The organism is Bacillus inaquosorum KCTC 13429, assembly GCF_000332645.1.
Taxonomy (GTDB): Bacteria; Bacillota; Bacilli; order Bacillales; family Bacillaceae; genus Bacillus; species Bacillus inaquosorum.
Window position 1 is genome coordinate 1 of sequence record NZ_AMXN01000006.1, and the last position, 18,270, is coordinate 18,270.

Below are 18,270 nucleotides of genomic sequence, written 5' to 3' on the forward strand. Positions count from 1 at the left end.
GGAGGAGACAAGCTGAAGCGTGCGGTCAAACAGCCGTACACGCTCGTCAACAACTACGGGCCGACAGAAAATACGGTCGTTGCCACGAGCACAGAAATCAACCCGGAGGAAGGCTCGCTTTCCATCGGGCAGGCGATCGCCAATACGAGAGTGTACATTCTCGGCGATGGCAATCAGGTGCAGCCGGAAGGCATAGCCGGAGAGCTTTGCGTGGCGGGACGCGGCCTGGCGCGCGGCTATCTGAATCGAGAAGACGAAACCGCGAAGCGGTTTGTCGCTGATCCGTTTGTGCCGGGAGAACGCATGTACCGCACCGGCGACTTGGTGAAATGGGTGAACGGCGGCATCGAGTACATCGGCCGGATCGACCAGCAGGTCAAGGTCCGCGGCTACCGGATCGAGCTCTCAGAAATCGAAGTCCAGCTCGCCCAGCTTTCTGGGGTGCAGGATGCGGCGGTGACAGCTGTCAAAGATAAAGGCGGCCATACAGCGATCGCGGCGTATGTGACACCGGAAACAGCTGACATAGAAGCATTAAAGTCTTCGCTTAAAGAAACCCTGCCGGACTACATGATCCCGGCGTTCTGGGTGACGCTGAACGAGCTTCCAGTTACCGCAAACGGCAAAGTAGACCGCAAAGCCTTGCCTGAGCCGGACATCGAAGCGGGAAGCGGAGAATACAAAGCGCCGGCAACGGATATGGAAGAGCTGCTTGTCGGTATTTGGAAGGATGTGCTCGGCATTCCGGAGATCGGTGTCAGCGACAATTTCTTCTCGCTTGGAGGAGATTCCATCAAAGGAATCCAGATGGCGAGCCGCTTGAACCAGCACGGCTGGAAGCTGGAAATGAAAGACCTCTTCCAGCACCCGACGATCGAAGAGCTCACCCAATACGTGGAGCGTGCCGAAGGCAAACAGGCGGACCAAGGCCCAGTGGAGGGCGAAGTCATCCTGACACCGATTCAGCGCTGGTTCTTTGAAAAGAACTTCACGAACAAGCACCACTGGAACCAATCAGTGATGCTTCATGCGAAGAAGGGCTTTGATCCTGAACGGGTGGAGAAAACATTGCAGGCGCTGATCCAGCACCATGACGCACTCCGCATGGTCTATCGTGAGGAAAACGGGGACATCATTCAGACGTATAAACCTATCAGCGAAAGTAAAGTCAGCTTCGAAATCGTGGATCTGTACGGCTCCGATGAAGACATGCTGAAAAGCCAGATCAGGATTCTCGCGAACAGGCTGCAGAGCAGTCTCGATCTGCAAAAGGGGCCACTTCTGAAGGCGGAGCAATACCGTACGGAAGCTGGAGATCACCTGCTCATCACAGTACACCATCTCGTGGTCGACGGTGTATCATGGCGGATTTTGCTTGAAGACTTTGCTTCAGGCTACATGCAGGCTGAGAAAGAAGAGAACGTGGTCTTCCCGCAAAAAACAAACTCCTTCAAGGACTGGGCGGAAGAACTTGCGGGATTCAGCCAATCAACGCATCTTTTACAGCAGGCTGAATACTGGGCGCAAATTGACGCCGAACAGGTTTCTCCTGTGCCGAAGGATTATGAAACAGTACAGCGGATGGTCAAACATACATCATCTGTCCTCTGTGAATTAACGGAAGAAGATACCAAACATCTCTTAACGGATGTTCATCAGCCATATGGGACTGAAATCAATGATATTCTTCTCAGCGCGCTCGGTCTAACAATGAAAGAATGGACAGACGGTGCCAAAATCGGCATTAATCTGGAGGGACACGGACGGGAGGACATCATTCCGAATGTGAATATCTCCAGAACGGTCGGCTGGTTTACGGCACAATATCCTGTTGTGCTCGACATGTCTGAACAAGATGCCTCAGCCGTGATCAAATCAGTCAAAGAAAACCTGCGCCACATTCCGGATAAAGGTGTTGGCTACGGCATTCTCCGTTATGTCACAGAAACAGCGGATACAAAGGGCTTCACGCCAGAAATCAGCTTTAACTATTTGGGCCAATTCGACAGTGAAGTAAAAACCGACTTCTTTGAGCCGTCCGCTTTCGATATGGGGCGCCAAGTAAGCGAGGAATCAGAAGCGCTGTACGCTTTAAGCTTCAGCGGCATGATCAGGAACGGCCGATTTGTGCTTTCCTGCTCCTACAATGAGAAGGAGTTTGAAAGAGCTACGGTCGAGGAGCAAATGGAACGGTTTAAAGAAAACCTCCTGATGCTGATCCGCCATTGTACGGAAAAAGAGGACAAGGAATTCACGCCGAGCGACTTCAGCGCCGAAGACCTTGAAATGGACGAGATGGGCGATATCTTTGACATGCTTGAGGAGAATTTAAAATAAAACGCAAGGGAATTACAGAAGGCGGGAGCGAAGCATATGAGTCAATTTAGCAAGGATCAGGTTCAAGATATGTATTACCTATCGCCGATGCAGGAAGGGATGCTGTTTCATACCATCCTGAATCCCGGCCAGAGCTTTTACCTTGAACAAATCACGATGAAAGTAAAAGGCAGCTTGAATATCAAATGCCTTGAAGAAAGCATGAATGTGATCATGGACCGGTACGATGTATTTCGTACCGTGTTCATTCACGAAAAAGTAAAAAGACCTGTCCAAGTCGTATTGAAAAAAAGGCAGTTTCATATAGAAGAAATCGATCTGACACACTTAACGGGCAGCGAGCAAACAGCCAAAATCAATGAATACAAAGAACAAGATAAGATCAAGGGATTTGATTTGACGCGGGATATCCCAATGCGGGCAGTCATTTTCAAAAAAGCTGATGAAAGCTTTGAATGGGTGTGGAGCTACCACCACATTATCTTGGACGGTTGGTGCTTCGGCATCGTCGTGCAAGATCTGTTTAAAGTATACAATGCCCTGCGCGAACAAAAGCCGTACAGTCTGCCCCCTGTCAAACCGTATAAAGACTACATCAAGTGGCTTGAAAAGCAGGATAAACAAGCATCACTGCGTTACTGGCGCGAGTACTTAGAGGATTTTGAAGGACAGACAACGTTTGCGGAGCAAAGAAAGAAACAAAAGGGCGAATACGAGCCAAAAGAGCTGCTCTTCTCACTGCCGGAAGCGGAAACAAAGGCCTTTACCGAGCTTGCAAAATCGCAGCATACTACTTTGAGTACGGCGCTCCAGGCAGTCTGGAGCGTATTGATCAGCCGCTATCAGCAGTCTGGCGATTTGACCTTCGGCACAGTCGTTTCCGGGCGTCCCGCGGAAATCAAAGGCGTTGAACATATGGTCGGACTGTTTATCAACGTTGTCCCAAGACGGGTGAAACTGTCTGAGGATATCACATTTAACGGTTTGCTCAAGCAGCTGCAGGAGCAATCGCTTCAGTCTGAGCCGCATCAATATGTGCCGCTCTATGACATCCAAAGCCAAGCCGATCAGCCGAAACTGATTGACCACATCATTGTCTTTGAGAATTATCCGCTTCAGGATGCAAAAAATGAAGAAAACAGTGAAAACGGCTTTGATATGGAGGATGTACATGTTTTTGAGAAGTCGAATTATGATCTCAATCTAATGGCTTCCCCAGGGGATGAGATGCTGATTAAGCTTGCCTATAATGAGAATGTGTTTGATGAGGCGTTTATCCTGCGCTTGAAATCTCAGCTTCTCACAGCGATTCAGCAGCTCATCCATAAGCCGGATCAGCCTGTCAGCACGATCAACCTCGTTGACGACAAGGAGAGAGAGTTTTTGCTTACCGGCTTAAACCCGCCGGCTCAAACTCATGAGGCAAAGCCTCTGACGGAATGGTTCAAGGAAGCGGTGAACGTTAATCCTGATGCACCGGCGCTCAAGTATTCCGGACAGACTCTTTCCTATCGCGAATTAGATGAGGAAGCGAACCGCCTTGCACGCCGTTTGCAAAAGCAGGGCGCGGGCAAAGGCGCCGTTGTAGCTTTGTACACGAAGCGTTCGCTTGAGCTGGTGATCGGCATTCTCGGTGTATTAAAAGCGGGAGCGGCTTATCTGCCGATTGATCCGAAGCTGCCGGAGGAACGAATCTCGTATATGCTGACTGACAGCGCCGCAGCCTGTCTGCTGACACATCAGGAGATGAAAGAAAAAGCGGCTCAGCTGCCGTATACAGGAACAACGCTCTTCATCGATGATCAAACACGGTTTGCAGAACAGGCAAGCGATCCTGCAGTCGCGATTGAACCCGACGATCCGGCATATATCATGTACACGTCCGGTACAACCGGAAAGCCGAAAGGCAATATCACCACTCATGCCAATATTCAAGGATTGGTCAAGCATGTAGACTACATGGCCTTTTCCGAAAAAGATACGTTCTTATCTGTTTCGAATTACGCCTTTGACGCATTTACCTTTGATTTCTACGCTTCAATGCTGAATGCGGCACGGCTCATTATCGCAGATGAACATACGCTGCTTGATACAGAACGTCTAACCGATCTGATTCATCAAGAGAATGTCAATGTCATGTTTGCGACAACTGCACTATTTAATCTTCTCACAGATGCGGGAGAGGATTGGATGAAGGGGCTTCGCTGCGTGTTATTCGGCGGAGAGCGCGCGTCTGTGCCTCACGTCAGAAAAGCGCTGCGGGTCATGGGTCCGGGCAAGCTGATTAACTGCTACGGTCCTACTGAGGGAACGGTGTTTGCGACAGCTCACATCGTGCATGATATACCAGATGCCATCTCCTCATTGCCGATTGGAAAGCCGATTAGCAATGCCAGTGTTTATATTCTTAATGAGCAAAACCAGCTCCAGCCATTCGGAGCGGTCGGTGAACTGTGCATCAGCGGAATGGGTGTGTCAAAAGGGTATGTAAACCGTCATGACCTGACGAAGCAAAAGTTTATTACGAACCCGTTCAAGCCGGGAGAAATGCTTTACCGTACAGGGGATTTAGCACGCTGGCTGCCGGATGGAACAATTGAATACGCCGGCCGTATTGACGACCAGGTCAAAATACGCGGACACCGGATTGAGCTTGAAGAAATCGAAAAGCAGCTGCAGGAATATCCGGGTGTGAAAGATGCGGTTGTTGTTGCAGACCGCCATGAGTCTGGCGATGCATCAATCAACGCCTACCTCGTGAACAGGATGCAGCTTTCAGCTGCAGACATAAAGACACACCTGAAAAAACAGCTTCCTGCTTACATGGTGCCGCAAACCTTTACTTTCATGGACGAGCTTCCTTTAACGACAAACGGGAAGGTCAATAAACGGCTGCTGCCAAAACCGGATCAGGATCAGCTGGCGGAAGAATGGATCGGGCCCCGCGACGAGACGGAAGAAACGATCGCACAAATCTGGTCCGAGATTCTCGGCAGACAGCAAGTCGGCATTCATGACGATTTCTTTGCGCTTGGCGGGCACTCCTTAAAGGCAATGACCGCGGCTTCCCGCATCAAGAAAGAGCTCGGGATTGATCTCCCGGTAAAACTTTTGTTTGAAGCGCCGACGATCGCCGGCATTTCAGCGTATCTGAAAAACGGGGGCTCAGATGGATTGCAGGATGTAACGATAATGAATCCCGATCAGGATCAGATCATTTTCGCATTCCCGCCGGTCTTGGGCTATGGCCTCATGTACCAAAACCTGGCCAGCCGCCTGCCGACATACAAGCTGTGCGCCTTTGATTTCATTGAGGAGGAAAACCGGCTTGACCGCTATGCGGATTTGATTCAGAAGCTTCAGCCGGAAGGGTCTTTGACACTGTTCGGGTATTCAGCGGGGTGCAGCCTGGCGTTTGAAGCTGCCAAAAAGCTTGAGGAACAAGGACGCATTGTTCAGCGGATCATCATGGTGGATTCCTATAAAAAACAAGGTGTCAGTGATCTGGACGGACGCACGGTTGAGAGTGATGTTGAAGCGTTGATGAATGTCAACCGGGACAATGAAGCGCTCAACAGCGAAGCCGTCAAACAAGGCCTCAAGCAAAAAACACACGCTTTCTACTCATACTACGTCAACCTGATCAGCACAGGCCAAGTGAAAGCGGATATTGATCTGCTGACTTCTGGCGTTGATTTTGACATGCCGGAATGGCTTGCATCGTGGGAAGAGGCAACAACAGGTGCTTACCGTGTGAAAAGAGGCTTCGGAACACACGCTGAAATGCTGCAGGGCGAAACGCTAGATAGGAATGCCGGGATTTTGCTCGAATTTCTTAATACACAAACCGTAACGGTTTCTTAAATGAAGTGATGAAAGGAGGAGACGGCCATGAGCCAACTCTTCAAATCATTTGATGCGTCGGAAAAAACGCAGCTCATCTGTTTTCCGTTTGCGGGCGGATACTCAGCGTCGTTTCGCCCTCTCCATGCTTTTTTGCAGGGGGAGTGTGAGATGCTCGCTGCCGAGCCGCCGGGACACGGCACGAATCAAACGTCAGCCATTGAGGATCTCGAAGAGCTGACAGATTTGTACAAGCAAGAATTGAACCTTCGTCCTGATCGGCCGTTTGTGCTGTTCGGACACAGTATGGGCGGAATGATCACCTTCAGGTTGGCGCAAAAGCTGGAGCGTGAAGGCATCATTCCGCAGGCAGTTATCATTTCTGCGATACAGCCGCCGCATATTCAGCGGAAGAAAGTGTCTCATCTGCCTGATGATCAGTTTCTCGATCATATTATTCAATTAGGCGGAATGCCCGCGGAGCTCGTTGAAAATAAGGAGGTCATGTCCTTTTTCCTGCCTTCCTTCAGATCAGATTACCGGGCTCTTGAACAATTTGAGCTTCACGATGTGACCCCGATCCAATCGCCTGTTCATGTCTTTAACGGGCTTGATGATGAAAAATGCATTCGGGATGCGGAAGGCTGGAAGAAGTGGGCGAAAGACATCACATTCCATGAATTTGCCGGCGGACACATGTTTTTGCTGTCACATACGGAAGAAGTGGCAGAACGGATTTTTGCGATATTGAATCAGCATCCAATCATTCAATCGTGATCAAAAGCGGACAGCGCCTGCTGTTCCGCTTTTTTGTTGAGTGGCAATTTTTACATGATATAATAGTCGCAATACTCAAACAAAGGTAGGTCGAAACATGCGCGCGTCTCCTATGATGAAATGGTTTGTATTGCTGTTTACGTTTGTTTTCGCCATCGGATTGAACTCATTCAGAAATTCCTTTCAATTTTTTATGCTGCCAATGGCGGATACCTTCCATGCCGACAGGTCGCTGATCTCGGTTTCTGTCAGCATTTTTATGATTACAACGGGCATCGTTCAGTTTTTTGTCGGTTTTTTTATTGACCGGTTCAGCGTCAGAAAGATTATGGCGCTTGGAGCTGTTTGTATCAGCGCAAGCTATTTGGTGCTTCCGTATTCACCGAATGTTCATGTGTTTTCTGCCATTTACGGCGTGCTCGGCGGAATCGGCTATTCCTGTGCGGTCGGCGTGACGACCCAGTATTTCATTAGCCGCTGGTTCGACACGCACAAAGGCCTGGCGCTCGCTATTTTGACCAATGCCAACTCAGCGGGCCTGCTGCTGCTCTCGCCCATTTGGGCAGCGGCTCCGTATCATGCCGGCTGGCAAAACACCTATACGATATTGGGCATCGTCATGGCGGCTGTTCTGCTGCCGCTCCTCGCCTTCGGGATGAAGCACCCGCCGCAAGCGCAAGCGCAGTCTGTAAAAAAGTCTTATGACTGGCGGGGTTTTTGGAACGTGATAAAGCAGTCCCGCCTCATTCATATCCTGTACTTTGGCGTGTTTACATGCGGATTTACAATGGGGATCATTGATGCTCATCTCGTTCCGATGCTGAAGGATGCGCATGTCTCTCATGTCAACGGAATGATGGCCGCGTTCGGGGCGTTTATCATCATTGGTGGATTATTGGCGGGCTGGCTGTCAGATCTCCTCGGCAGCAGAAGCGTGATGCTATCCATCTTATTTTTCATTCGGCTGCTCAGCCTGATTTGCCTGCTCATTCCCATTCTCGGAATCCATCACAGCGAACTTTGGTACTTCGGTTTTATCCTGTTATTCGGGCTCAGCTACACAGGCGTGATCCCGCTGACCGCGGCGTCTATTTCAGAAAGCTATCAAACAGGATTAATCGGCTCGCTGTTAGGCATCAATTTCTTTATCCATCAGATCGCCGGTGCTCTCAGTGTGTATGCGGGCGGTTTGTTTTATGACATGACTCATAATTATCTGCTGATTGTTGTGGTTTGTGTGGTGCTTGTCGGTTTATCAGCTTTATTGGAGCTGGTGCCATTCAAAAACATTCATTTTCAACACAAAGAGAGAATTGACATTTAATAAAAAAAAGAGGGGACACCCCTCTTTTTAAGATTGCAACTTTACTTTTTTGGCGGGCACATGTTCTTTCACAAGCTGTCTGAACGAGTGCCGCTCATTTTCGAATTTGAAAAAACGTTGAGGTATCAAAATCAGCTGGTGACTGGAGGTTTTTATGGAGAATAAGTGTCTATATTCTGCCGCTCCCTTTATTTCATTCCATTCAAACAAGGTATCATAGTTTTTGGATTGAATTTGAATGCCTTGCCGATTAATGGTATATGTCCTTTTGCGTTTTAACCGCGCACTGTTCTTATAGCCGGTACGCAGCCGCAGATATAAAAAGGCAGTGAAGATCAGTGTGAAGATCAGAGATACAACTGCTATGAAAATACCATTATAAATCAATTCTAATGTTTCGTTGTTATAAACGGTAAACGGAAATCCATATACGGAATACACCAATGCAGATAGGAGAAAAATATAAATATAACAAATCACTGCCGCTTTTCTTTGTCGGTATATAAAGTAATATCTCATATCTCGTAATGAAATGGCTCCCTCTAGGAAGACGCTATGTTGAATCATTCTTACAATGCACCTCAAATATATTTTCCTTAAACCCTAACATAAATTTTCATTTGTTCATAGAAATGGTTCCTTTTTGATGTTTCTTCTTTTTCTGCAGATTGATATTGCTCCCCAGCACGCCAATAATAATACAAACGGCTCCGGCAAGGTGATACCAGGCCAGGCTTTCGTCTAGAATCACGACTCCTGCAATCATCGTCACGATGGTGGAGACATGATTAAAAGCGCTCATTTTAAACGCCTCAATCCGAGACAGCGTATAGTTGGACAGAAACGAAGTGACGAGTGAAGACAGCACGCCCAAATACACAATGGCGAGAACAAAGCCGGGTTCCCGGAATGGCTGAAAATAAGTGCCGGCAGTTCCAGCCGCTCCGTGGCGCACAAGGGCGATGGCGTTGAAGGCGACAAAGCCGATCGCTGACATGATGTAGGTGAGCTCGGTCAGCTTGAACCGCTGCGTCATTTTTCTGGCAGCGGTATTGTACATCGCGGAGGACAAGGCGGACAGCAGGATCAGCAAAGATCCTTTTAAGCTGGCAGATTCCACGTCAACGCCCTTCATCACAAAAATAAACATGACGCCGGCAACGGATAAAACCGTGAAACCCTTCTGCATCCACGTCGAGCGTTCCTTTAAAACATAAGAGGCGAAGACCATCGTAAAAATCGGAATCGCTGCCTGAATAATTCCCGCTTCTGAAGAGGACGAGTACACAAGGCCGAATGCCTGAAAGCTGAAAAACAACGCCGGATACAGCAGGGCGAGCGGCAAAATGGCAATGACGTCCTTTACACGGATTGATAGCTTTACCCAGCCGAATAAGACGGGTACAGTGGCCGCAGCAAACGCAATGGTGAACCGATGCGCCAGAATATCAAACGGTTCGGCTGTTTGCAGTGCGATTTTTACGAATAGAAAGGATAAACCGATAATGAACGAATATAAGATAGCCGCCATATAAGCGGAGGCTTGCTGTTTTTTAAACATAATGGGAGGTGCTCCTTTACCTGAATTGCAGCGCTGGTCGCTTTATTTTATTGTATGGCTGTGACCAGAGCGGTACAATGAGAAAAACAATGAACTGTACCGGTACAAAACAGGGGGAGAAAGCATGGAGAAGTATATGAGCCTATTGACGAGAATAGAGGAGATGATGCAAAGCAGCGCTTTTCAAGAAGGTGACAGGCTTCCGTCCATCCGTCAGCTGTCCGTCCGCTATCAAGTCAGCAAAAGCACTGTGATCCGCGCGCTGCAGGAGCTGGAAAAGCGTCACCTCATCTACTCCGTTCCGAAAAGCGGCTATTATATTGTGAAAAAGACGGGAAAAGCAAAAAGCGGACAGCAAGGCCCCATTGACTTTGCCACATCTGCACCGGACCCTGATGTATTTCCGTATCTTGATTTTCAGCACTGCATCAACAAAGCGATTGATACATACAAAAACGATTTGTTTATTTATGGGACGCCAAAGGGGCTTCCATCACTCATCCGTGTACTCCGAAAGCTGCTCGCCAATCAGCAGGTGTTTGCGGATGAACGGCATATTTTCATTACATCAGGTGTCCAGCAGGCGTTATCCCTGCTTTGTGCCATGCCGTTTCCAAATGGGAAAGAGAAGATTGCGATTGAACAGCCGGGATATCATTTGATGATTGAACAGCTTGAAACGCTAGGGATACCCGCTATCGGAGTGAAAAGAACGGAGGAGGGGCTTGATATAGCCGAGATTGAGCGGCTGTTTCAGACAGAATCAATCAAATTTTTTTATACGATGCCGCGCTTCCATAACCCGCTAGGCTGTTCTTTATCAGAGCGTGATAAACAAGAGCTTGTGAGACTCGCAGAAACGTATGATGTCTATCTCGTTGAGGATGATTATCTCGGTGAACTGGAGGAAAATAAAAAGGCAGATCCGCTGTACGCATATGATCTGTCCTCGCATGTCATCTATCTGAAAAGCTTTTCAAAAATGATGTTTCCCGGTCTTCGTGTGGGGGCTGCTGTTTTGCCGGATGCGCTAATTGACACGTTTCACACGTACAAAAAGCTGAACGACATCGACTGCTCGATGATTTCTCAAGCGGCGTTGGAAATTTATCTGAAAAGCGGCATGTACGGCAGGCATAAGGAGAAGATCCGTGCTTCCTATAAGGAACGATCACTAAGGCTTCATCAAGCCATCCAAACACATAGGCAGCTGGGGCGCGGCCGCTTCACTTTTTCCAGCGGGCAGGCACCCTGCATGCACACCCATCTGGTGCTTCCTCAGGATCTGCCGGCCTCAAGGGTGATTCAAAGGCTGAAAAAACAAGGGGTTCTCCTTGAGGCGATAGACCGTCATTATTTATCAGATTATCCGAAAGAAAATCTATTAAAAATCAATATTTCCAATGTGAAAACGGAAGATATTGAACACGGCGTCAAGCTGCTGCTGAGCCACTTATAAAAGCGCTTCGTACGAAACCATTGTGATATCCTCGGGGAAATCAGGGTGCGCGGCGCATACGGCCATTTTGTAGCCGGGATCCACCTCATAGGTTTTGATATAGCATGGTGTATGGCTGTCCGGAAGCTCAATGGATACTTGTCCGTTCTGATGCAGGCGCACTGAAAAGGAGTCAAGCGGAAGCGATAAGCCTTTGCCTTCCTGTTTGATAAAGCTTTCTTTCATTGACCATAGATGATAAAAATAGTCTGTCTGCTCGTCTTTGTTTTTGGCTAAAAGATCGCTGTACTCTGTTTTTGAAAAGAAACGTTTGGCGATCTCAAGGCTGATCGGTTTCGTTTTTTCAATATCAATGCCGATCGGCTGTGAATCAAATGCACAAATGACCCAGCGGCCGGAGTGCGAAATGTTGAAATGGGCGTCAGGAAGATCAGGGATGCAGGGCTTCCCGTATTCCTGTGCGCTGAAGCGGATATCAGCTTTGTCCAGCTGATACTGCCCGCTGATGACTGAGCGAACGAGTACATCTCCCAACAGGGTGCGGTGAGCATCTTCTTTGTGATAAAATCTCCGGCATTTCTCCCGTTTTTCAGGCGATATGAAAGACATGAACCGTTCAGTCTCTTCCTGTGAAAGCGGGCGGTCCATATAAATTCCGTAAATCTTCATTCTAGATCCTCCGTCTGCAAAAGATTGTCAAAACCATCCTATCATATTTTGTTTTACTTCGGAGTAAGATCCTCGATGATCTCATATACATAGGGGCTTTTTGGCGTATTGATTTTTTTCGTGTGGGTGACAGATACGATTGGAAGCTGTTCACCATTCTTCTGGAATACAGCAAGCCTTCCCGTAATGTGAACCCATTCGCCTTCCTTTACACCCGTTTTTTCTGTAAATGCGGCCGGTAGTCCGTAAACCGTAGCATCTGCAATACAGCAGGATATGCCAAAACGTCCAACGATATAGTGATCCAGCTGTTCATCAAAATAGACAAATCCTTTCATGTCGATCTCTTTTTCTGCATAATCTCCTGCATTCTCCAGCAGGAGATTGATGATTGGAACATAATACTTGTCTGAAATCGGAATGACATTCTTTCGCTCCAGCTCTCGGGCCAGGTCTTTTTCATAACCGCTTGGCAGTACCGCAGCCGCTCCTGCTTCATCAGAGGATTGCGTTTGAGTATCAGATTTCTTCTCTTCTGGGCTCTTGGTGCTGTTTGCTGAGAAGATTCTGTTCTGTGCCACTTCTTTTGTCAGCACGTGGTTAGGGAAAAGGAAACCGGAAACGATAGGAATCAGAAAAAAGCTGTACAGCCATGGGTGAGACGGAGAAGATGTTTGACTGCTTGCACATGCGCAGCAGGCGTGCGGACTGTCTTGTTTTCTCCATATAAATGACAATATGCCAAGCGCAAAAGCAGCCACAATAAAAAACTTCGTAAACAATAGCATACGCGGAGAAATGAAATGCAAAATGTGCCCTGTCAAATAAAGTTTTAATACCATTAATGCAAATCCTATTAATAGAAGCCCCCGTACAACAGCATCAAAAGAATACGTTTTATTTTCTTTCAACTCACTCATCCTTTATGCGGTAATCAAACCATATAGCCAAGCGATTGCAAGAACTGAAGCCGAAATGATAATAGAAAATACAAACACAAAGCGCTTTTTGAAAAATGAAGCATACACAAACGTATTTTTTAAATCTAACATCGGGCCGTACAGCATGAAGGAGAGAAGGGAAGCGTGAGAATAGGTGCCCGAAAACGTAGATGCTACAAATGCATCCGCATGTGAGCAAAGTGACAGGACAAATGCCAGTCCCATCATGACGGCGGAACCAGACAGGTCACTTGTACCCAGCTCAGCGAGAGCTCCGCGGTTTAAAAACGTTTGAAACAGGCTGGCGATAAATGCGCCCATTATCAAATAGCGGCCCATATCGAAAAATTCTTCAACAGCATGGGTGATGATAGGCTTCAAGCGTTTTCCATTCTGCTGCTTGAGACTGTGTTCCGGTAAAGCATCTGTTTTATGCGGTTTTAGCATGTTCTTGTTTCCGAATATCCAATATGTCATAAGCCCGGTTATGATACAGATGACGATGGCGAGTCCAATCCTCGCGTACACAAGCTCCAAATGCTTGCTGAAGGCATAGTAGGTGGAGAGGATGACAATCGGATTTAATATGGGGGCTCCGACTAAGATCACCGAGCCGACATGCAGAGGAAGCCCTTTTTGAATGAGTCGGCGCACTACCGGAATCACAGCACACTCACATACAGGGGAAAGAATACTGATGACGACAGCGGATCCTATGGCGCCATACGGATTCTTGACAATCCATTTGGTCATCCATTCATCAGAGACAAAAATTTCAATGCAAGAAGAAAAAAAGATGCCGAGCATGATAAATGGAATGGATTCAAGCAAAATACTCAGGAAAATGGTATTCACATTTAGCAGTGACTCCGGAATATGAAAAGAAAGCTTATTAGGTTCAAGCAGAATAAAACAATACAGTAAAAAGAAAAAGAGCAATATGCTGAAGGAGCGTCTTGCAAATTGTTGGAGAGCTTCCATTCATGATACCTTCCGTCCCTAGTATTTCTCTTTCATGAGATAGTATCAATCTATGAGACAAGCCTGCAGAACATGAATGAAAACAAAAAAACGGGCCATTGAACTGGTCCGTTTTTCTTTGATAAGAGCTTAGTGAAGTGGCGGAGTTGCTTTCACAGCGGCTGTCCGCCTTGCCACAGCATAATTCAGCAGCTGGATGGACTGCGGCAATGAAAAGCGCAATATGAGTCCGGTGAGGATAGCAGTCAAAATAGTACCTAAACCGATCGGACCGCCCATGCCCCATGCAGCAAACAAAATCGTTATTTCAATGCCGTTCCGCACCCATTGCACATTCCAGCCGGTTTTTTCTGATATCAGCATCATCAGCGAATCACGCGGCCCCGCGCCAAGGCCTGCTGATACATAAACACCGACGCCGTAGCCGATCAGCAGCACACCGAGCGAGAAGACGATGACGGATCCCGTGTAGGTGGAGGGGGCAGGCAGAAGAAAATTGAAAAAATCTATGAAAACACCTATGAGCACCATGTTCAGGATTGCGCCAATTTTTGGCCAAGCCCTCGTAAACAATGATGTTAATCCGACGATGAGCGCTCCAATAATGATGGACCACTGGCCGACGGTAAGCCCGAAGTGCTGAAACAGGCTGTAATGAAATGCATCCCACGGACTAATGCCGAGTGCTTTTCCTTCTATCGTCAGGGATACACCAAAAGCCAAAATGATCAAACCGGCAAAATAAAATGTCCAGCGCAGAACAAGTTCTTGCTTCACGTGAGGTCCCTTCTTTCGTAAAAATCAGTCGATTGTCATTGTAGCACATCTGACAAAAGGGCGGAATAGGCGAAAGGGGCTCAACAAAAAAACAGGGCCGCCGCAGGCGCCCTGTTTCAGCGTGTTGGCAAACCCTTGCATTCGTTGTCAGGCCTGCGCTTCGGTGCTCACGAATTTAACATTCGCTGTGCTCCAATGCTCGCCCTTCCTAGACTTCAAAGGTTTTCAATCACGCTGAAAATGACAAAATCCTAAAACGAAAATCGTTTTAGGATTTTGTCAACAATCTGAAACAGGGTGCTGACGCCCTGTTTTTCTTTTTACAACGGGTTCAAAATCCGGTTTAAGAACCGCTGTGTCCGTTCTTCTTTTGGTGCGGAGAAAATTTGCTCCGGCGGTCCCTGTTCCACGATGACGCCGCCGTCGATGAAGACGACTTCGTCCGCCACATCCTGGGCGAATTTGATTTCGTGGGTCACGACAACCATGGTCCAGCCTTCGTTGGCCAAATCCTTGATAACCTTCAGCACATCTCCGACAAGCTCGGGATCAAGCGCTGAGGTCGGTTCGTCAAACAGCATGAGCTCAGGCTGAATCGCCAATGCACGGGCGATGCCGACGCGCTGCTGCTGTCCGCCGGAAAGCTGGAACGGATATAAATCCATTTTGTCCTTCAATCCGACCTTATCAAGAAGCTGAATGGCTTCTTTTCTGACTTCCTCTTTGTTCCGTTTTTGCACCTGAACAGGGCCTTCCATCACATTTTCGAGCGCTGTGCGATGCGGGAACAGGTGATACGCCTGAAACACCATGCCGGATTTCCGGCGAAGCTTTAGGATATCCGCCTGTTTCACCTTTTTGGAGAAATCGATGGAGAAATCATCAAATGCAAGCTCCCCGCGATTTGGAATCTCCAGCGCGTTCAGGCATCGGAGCAGCGTCGTTTTCCCTGAACCTGAAGGCCCAAGTATGGCGATGACTTTCCCTTTTTCAATCTTCATATCTATCTTTTTTAAAATTTCATTTTCACCAAATGATTTGTTTAATCCTTTAACGGTAAGCATACTCGGAACCTCCTTATTTGGCCACGTAGCGGTCAAGACGCCGTTCGATGACATGCTGGACGAGTGAAAGCAGGAAGCAGATAATCCAATAAATAAAGGCTGCTTCAATATAGATCACTAAAATCTGATCAAGATTCCGCGCGCCGATTTCCTGAGCTTTTCTGAACAGCTCAGCGACTAAAATCTGAGAGGCGAGGGATGTATCTTTGATCAGGCTGATAAAGGTATTGGATAATGGCGGGATCGACACACGAAACGCCTGCGGCAAAATCACGCGGAACAGCGTTTTCTGATGCGTCATGCCGATTGTATAGCCAGCTTCCCATTGCCCTTTCGGCACGGATAAAATAGATGCCCGAATGATTTCAGATGCATAGGCGCCGACGTTTAATGAAAAGGCGATAACTGCGCTTGGAAATGGATCTAATGTGACGTTAAAGGCCGGGAACAGATAGAAAATGATGAACAATTGAACGAGAAGAGGAGTGCCCCGTATCGCGGATACGTATACGCTGAACACCCATCTCAAAGGTCTCACTTTCGACATTCTGGCGAGCGCTGTAAGCAGCGCGATGATCATTCCAAATATAAAGGAAAGAATGGTAAGGGGAATCGTATAGTAGATTCCCCCTGAAAGTATCGGCCAGAATGACTGCTGCACCAGATCCCACGGGATCGCCGTGCCAAGCGTCAATGCCGGCAGATTATTTAGAAACATCTTCGCCGAACCATTTTTTAGAAATTTTAGAAAGAGTCCCGTCCTCTTTCATTTCTTTTAATGCTTTGTTGACTTGATCAACAACCTCGCCGCTTCCTTTGCGGAACGTGAAATATGTTGATTGCGGTTCGCCTGTTTCAAACGCGATTTTCACGTTTTTGTTGCCTGATGTTTTTAAGTAGTTCAATACGGCAAGTTTATCGTTGTATGTCATATCGACGCGGCCTTGCTGGATCAATTGAAGGGATTGTGCCAAGCCTTCAACGCCTTCAACTTTCGCGCCCGCATCTGTAGCTAATTTGTTGTAGTTGCTTGTCAGTGATTGAGCTGATGTTTTTCCTTTTACATCTGCTTCTGACTTAATATCGTTGTTGTCTTTTTTCGTAACGACAACGGCTCTTGATGTTGTGTATTTATCTGAGAAATCATATTTGTCTTCACGATCTGTTTTTCCGACTTGGTTGGCAATGACGTCAAACCGTTTGGAATTCAGGCCGGCAAACATGCTGTCCCATTGAGTTTCTTTAAAATCGGCTTTCAGTCCTAGCCGTTTTGCGACTTCTGTGATGACTTCCACATCATAGCCAGTCAGCTTGTCAGTATCTTTGTCGTGGTAAGTGAACGGTTCATATGTTCCTTCCGTACCGACTGTCAGGACACCTTTTTTCTTAATTGAAGCCCAAAGATCGCCGTCTTTGGCGTTATCTTTTGACTGATTGTCATTTCCTGCTCCGCAAGCTGCGAGAACTGCAATGCTTACGACCATGAATAAAGCCAATAATGCTTTTTTCATCTTATTCCCCACTTTTCTGGTTGATTTTATTGAAATAAAAAAATAGCTTACAAATCTAAAGGATAACTTTTTTTTAGTATGAGTCAAGTAATTGGTTTTCATAAGGCAAAATCTTTTAAAATAAATTCAAAAATTGCTGTACCGGTTTTGGCAAATAACTGTCCGTTCTCCACATGACAGCCGGTGTCATAATGAAGGGATTGTTTTCGATATGCACAGTGTGAACGTGGTTTCTCATATGAACGGGAATCATCGTGACGGGCAGAATGGACGCGCCAAATCCGGAAGAAACGAGACTGAGCAAAGTTGCGGAATCGTGGCATTCACAAACAATACGCGGCTCCAGATTCAAACGATGAAATTCATTCATGACCTGATTATAGACGCCTTTCCCGTTGACAGGCCGCAGCAGAATCAGCGGAAAGGAAGGAATGTCCTCCATTTTAATAGTGTCACCGCACGGATATCCGGCCTCTTCTGAAAGCACGAGCACACATGGAATGTCATCAAGCTGTTTAAATTGGACTGTGTCGCTTTTGATCAGTGTCGTCGTGACCGCCGCATCGATTTGACGGCTTTCCAGCAGCTCTAACAGCGTCGCAGGCTCATTCTCCCAAATATTAAAGGTGAGGTGCGGGTATCTCTCTTTGATCTGTGTTACTTTTTCAAGCATCAGAGCGGCACAATAAATCGTTGAACCCACGGCCAGCGTGCCTGCCACCTCCTCCTTCAGCTCTTGTACCTCGATGACGGCATCCTCAAACCTATGCAAAATCTCCTTGGCTCTTTTCAGAAAAACAGTTCCTTCATATGTAAGCGTCATTTGCTTTTTCTTATTCCGGTCAAACAAAACGACACCAAGCTCGTCCTCCAGCTGTTTCAGCTGCCTGCTTAAAGGCGGCTGCGCCATGTGGAGCTTTTTGGCGGCGGACGTGATTTTCTGTTCTTGAGCTATGGTAATGAAATATCGAAGCTGGCGAATGTCCAAAAGAAAGCGCCTCCTTACTATACCTTTTAGGTATTAAA

Annotated in this window: 15 protein-coding genes; 5 read left to right on the forward strand and 10 right to left on the reverse strand. The window is 47.3% G+C overall.

The window, feature by feature from the left end; genetic code table 11:
* From BSI_RS06245 to BSI_RS06230, 4 genes are all read left to right on the forward strand, one after another.
* On the forward strand, positions 1-2,337 hold a 2,337-nt coding region (locus BSI_RS06245; protein WP_032732218.1), incomplete at its 5' end, for a condensation domain-containing protein.
* 36 nt (positions 2,338-2,373) lie between these two features.
* Positions 2,374-6,201 (forward strand): surfactin non-ribosomal peptide synthetase SrfAC, encoded by a 3,828-nt coding sequence (srfAC, locus tag BSI_RS06240; protein WP_003240142.1) that lies wholly within the window; start codon positions 2,374-2,376, stop codon positions 6,199-6,201.
* Between the two features lie 27 nt (positions 6,202-6,228).
* Positions 6,229-6,957, forward strand: a complete 729-nt coding sequence (gene srfAD, locus BSI_RS06235) for a surfactin biosynthesis thioesterase SrfAD (protein ID WP_003240143.1) — start codon at positions 6,229-6,231, stop codon at positions 6,955-6,957.
* Between the two features lie 97 nt (positions 6,958-7,054).
* Positions 7,055-8,281, forward strand: a complete 1,227-nt coding sequence (locus tag BSI_RS06230) for an MFS transporter (RefSeq protein WP_003240144.1) — start codon at positions 7,055-7,057, stop codon at positions 8,279-8,281.
* A 27-nt stretch (positions 8,282-8,308) separates the two neighbouring features.
* Here the strand turns inward: BSI_RS06230 and BSI_RS06225 are convergent, their stop codons facing one another.
* Both BSI_RS06225 and BSI_RS06220 read right to left on the reverse strand, forming a co-directional pair.
* Entirely contained in the window at positions 8,309-8,848 is a 540-nt protein-coding gene (locus BSI_RS06225; protein ID WP_003240145.1) for a YcxB family protein, read from the reverse strand.
* 49 nt (positions 8,849-8,897) lie between these two features.
* On the reverse strand, positions 8,898-9,842 hold the full coding sequence (locus BSI_RS06220; protein WP_003240146.1) for a DMT family transporter: 945 nt from the start codon (positions 9,840-9,842) through the stop codon (positions 8,898-8,900).
* Positions 9,843-9,966: 124 nt separating this feature from the next.
* On the opposite strand from BSI_RS06220, the gene BSI_RS06215 reads away from it, so the two are divergent.
* Positions 9,967-11,301 carry an aminotransferase-like domain-containing protein gene (locus BSI_RS06215; RefSeq protein WP_003240147.1) on the forward strand — a complete coding sequence of 445 codons (1,335 nt, stop codon included), beginning with the start codon at positions 9,967-9,969 and terminating at the stop codon, positions 11,299-11,301.
* Here BSI_RS06215 and BSI_RS06210 read toward each other — a convergent pair.
* The 8 genes from BSI_RS06210 to bsdA form a co-directional block, all read right to left on the reverse strand.
* Positions 11,296-11,970, reverse strand: coding sequence for a 4'-phosphopantetheinyl transferase (locus tag BSI_RS06210; protein ID WP_003240148.1), 675 nt, complete (start codon positions 11,968-11,970; stop codon positions 11,296-11,298). The genes BSI_RS06215 and BSI_RS06210 overlap by 6 nt on opposite strands.
* A 53-nt stretch (positions 11,971-12,023) precedes the next feature.
* A complete protein-coding gene (locus tag BSI_RS06205) occupies positions 12,024-12,881 on the reverse strand; it encodes a TIGR03943 family putative permease subunit (protein WP_003240149.1) in 858 nt (285 codons plus the stop codon).
* A gap of 12 nt (positions 12,882-12,893) precedes the next feature.
* Positions 12,894-13,892 (reverse strand): permease, encoded by a 999-nt coding sequence (locus BSI_RS06200; RefSeq protein ID WP_003240150.1) that lies wholly within the window; start codon positions 13,890-13,892, stop codon positions 12,894-12,896.
* Positions 13,893-14,021: 129 nt separating this feature from the next.
* A complete protein-coding gene (locus BSI_RS06195; protein ID WP_003240151.1) occupies positions 14,022-14,669 on the reverse strand; it encodes a YczE/YyaS/YitT family protein in 648 nt (215 codons plus the stop codon).
* A gap of 320 nt (positions 14,670-14,989) precedes the next feature.
* Positions 14,990-15,733 (reverse strand): cystine ABC transporter ATP-binding protein TcyC, encoded by a 744-nt coding sequence (gene tcyC / locus BSI_RS06190; RefSeq protein ID WP_003240152.1) that lies wholly within the window; start codon positions 15,731-15,733, stop codon positions 14,990-14,992.
* 13 nt (positions 15,734-15,746) lie between these two features.
* A complete protein-coding gene (gene tcyB / locus BSI_RS06185) occupies positions 15,747-16,451 on the reverse strand; it encodes a cystine ABC transporter permease TcyB (protein ID WP_003240153.1) in 705 nt (234 codons plus the stop codon).
* Positions 16,438-17,244: a cystine ABC transporter substrate-binding lipoprotein TcyA gene (gene tcyA, locus BSI_RS06180; protein ID WP_003240154.1), complete on the reverse strand. Its 807-nt coding sequence runs from the start codon at positions 17,242-17,244 to the stop codon at positions 16,438-16,440. The genes tcyB and tcyA overlap by 14 nt, the downstream gene beginning before the upstream one ends.
* A 115-nt stretch (positions 17,245-17,359) precedes the next feature.
* Positions 17,360-18,232, reverse strand: a complete 873-nt coding sequence (gene bsdA, locus BSI_RS06175) for a transcriptional regulator BsdA (protein ID WP_003240155.1) — start codon at positions 18,230-18,232, stop codon at positions 17,360-17,362.
* Positions 18,233-18,270: the final 38 nt, after the last annotated feature.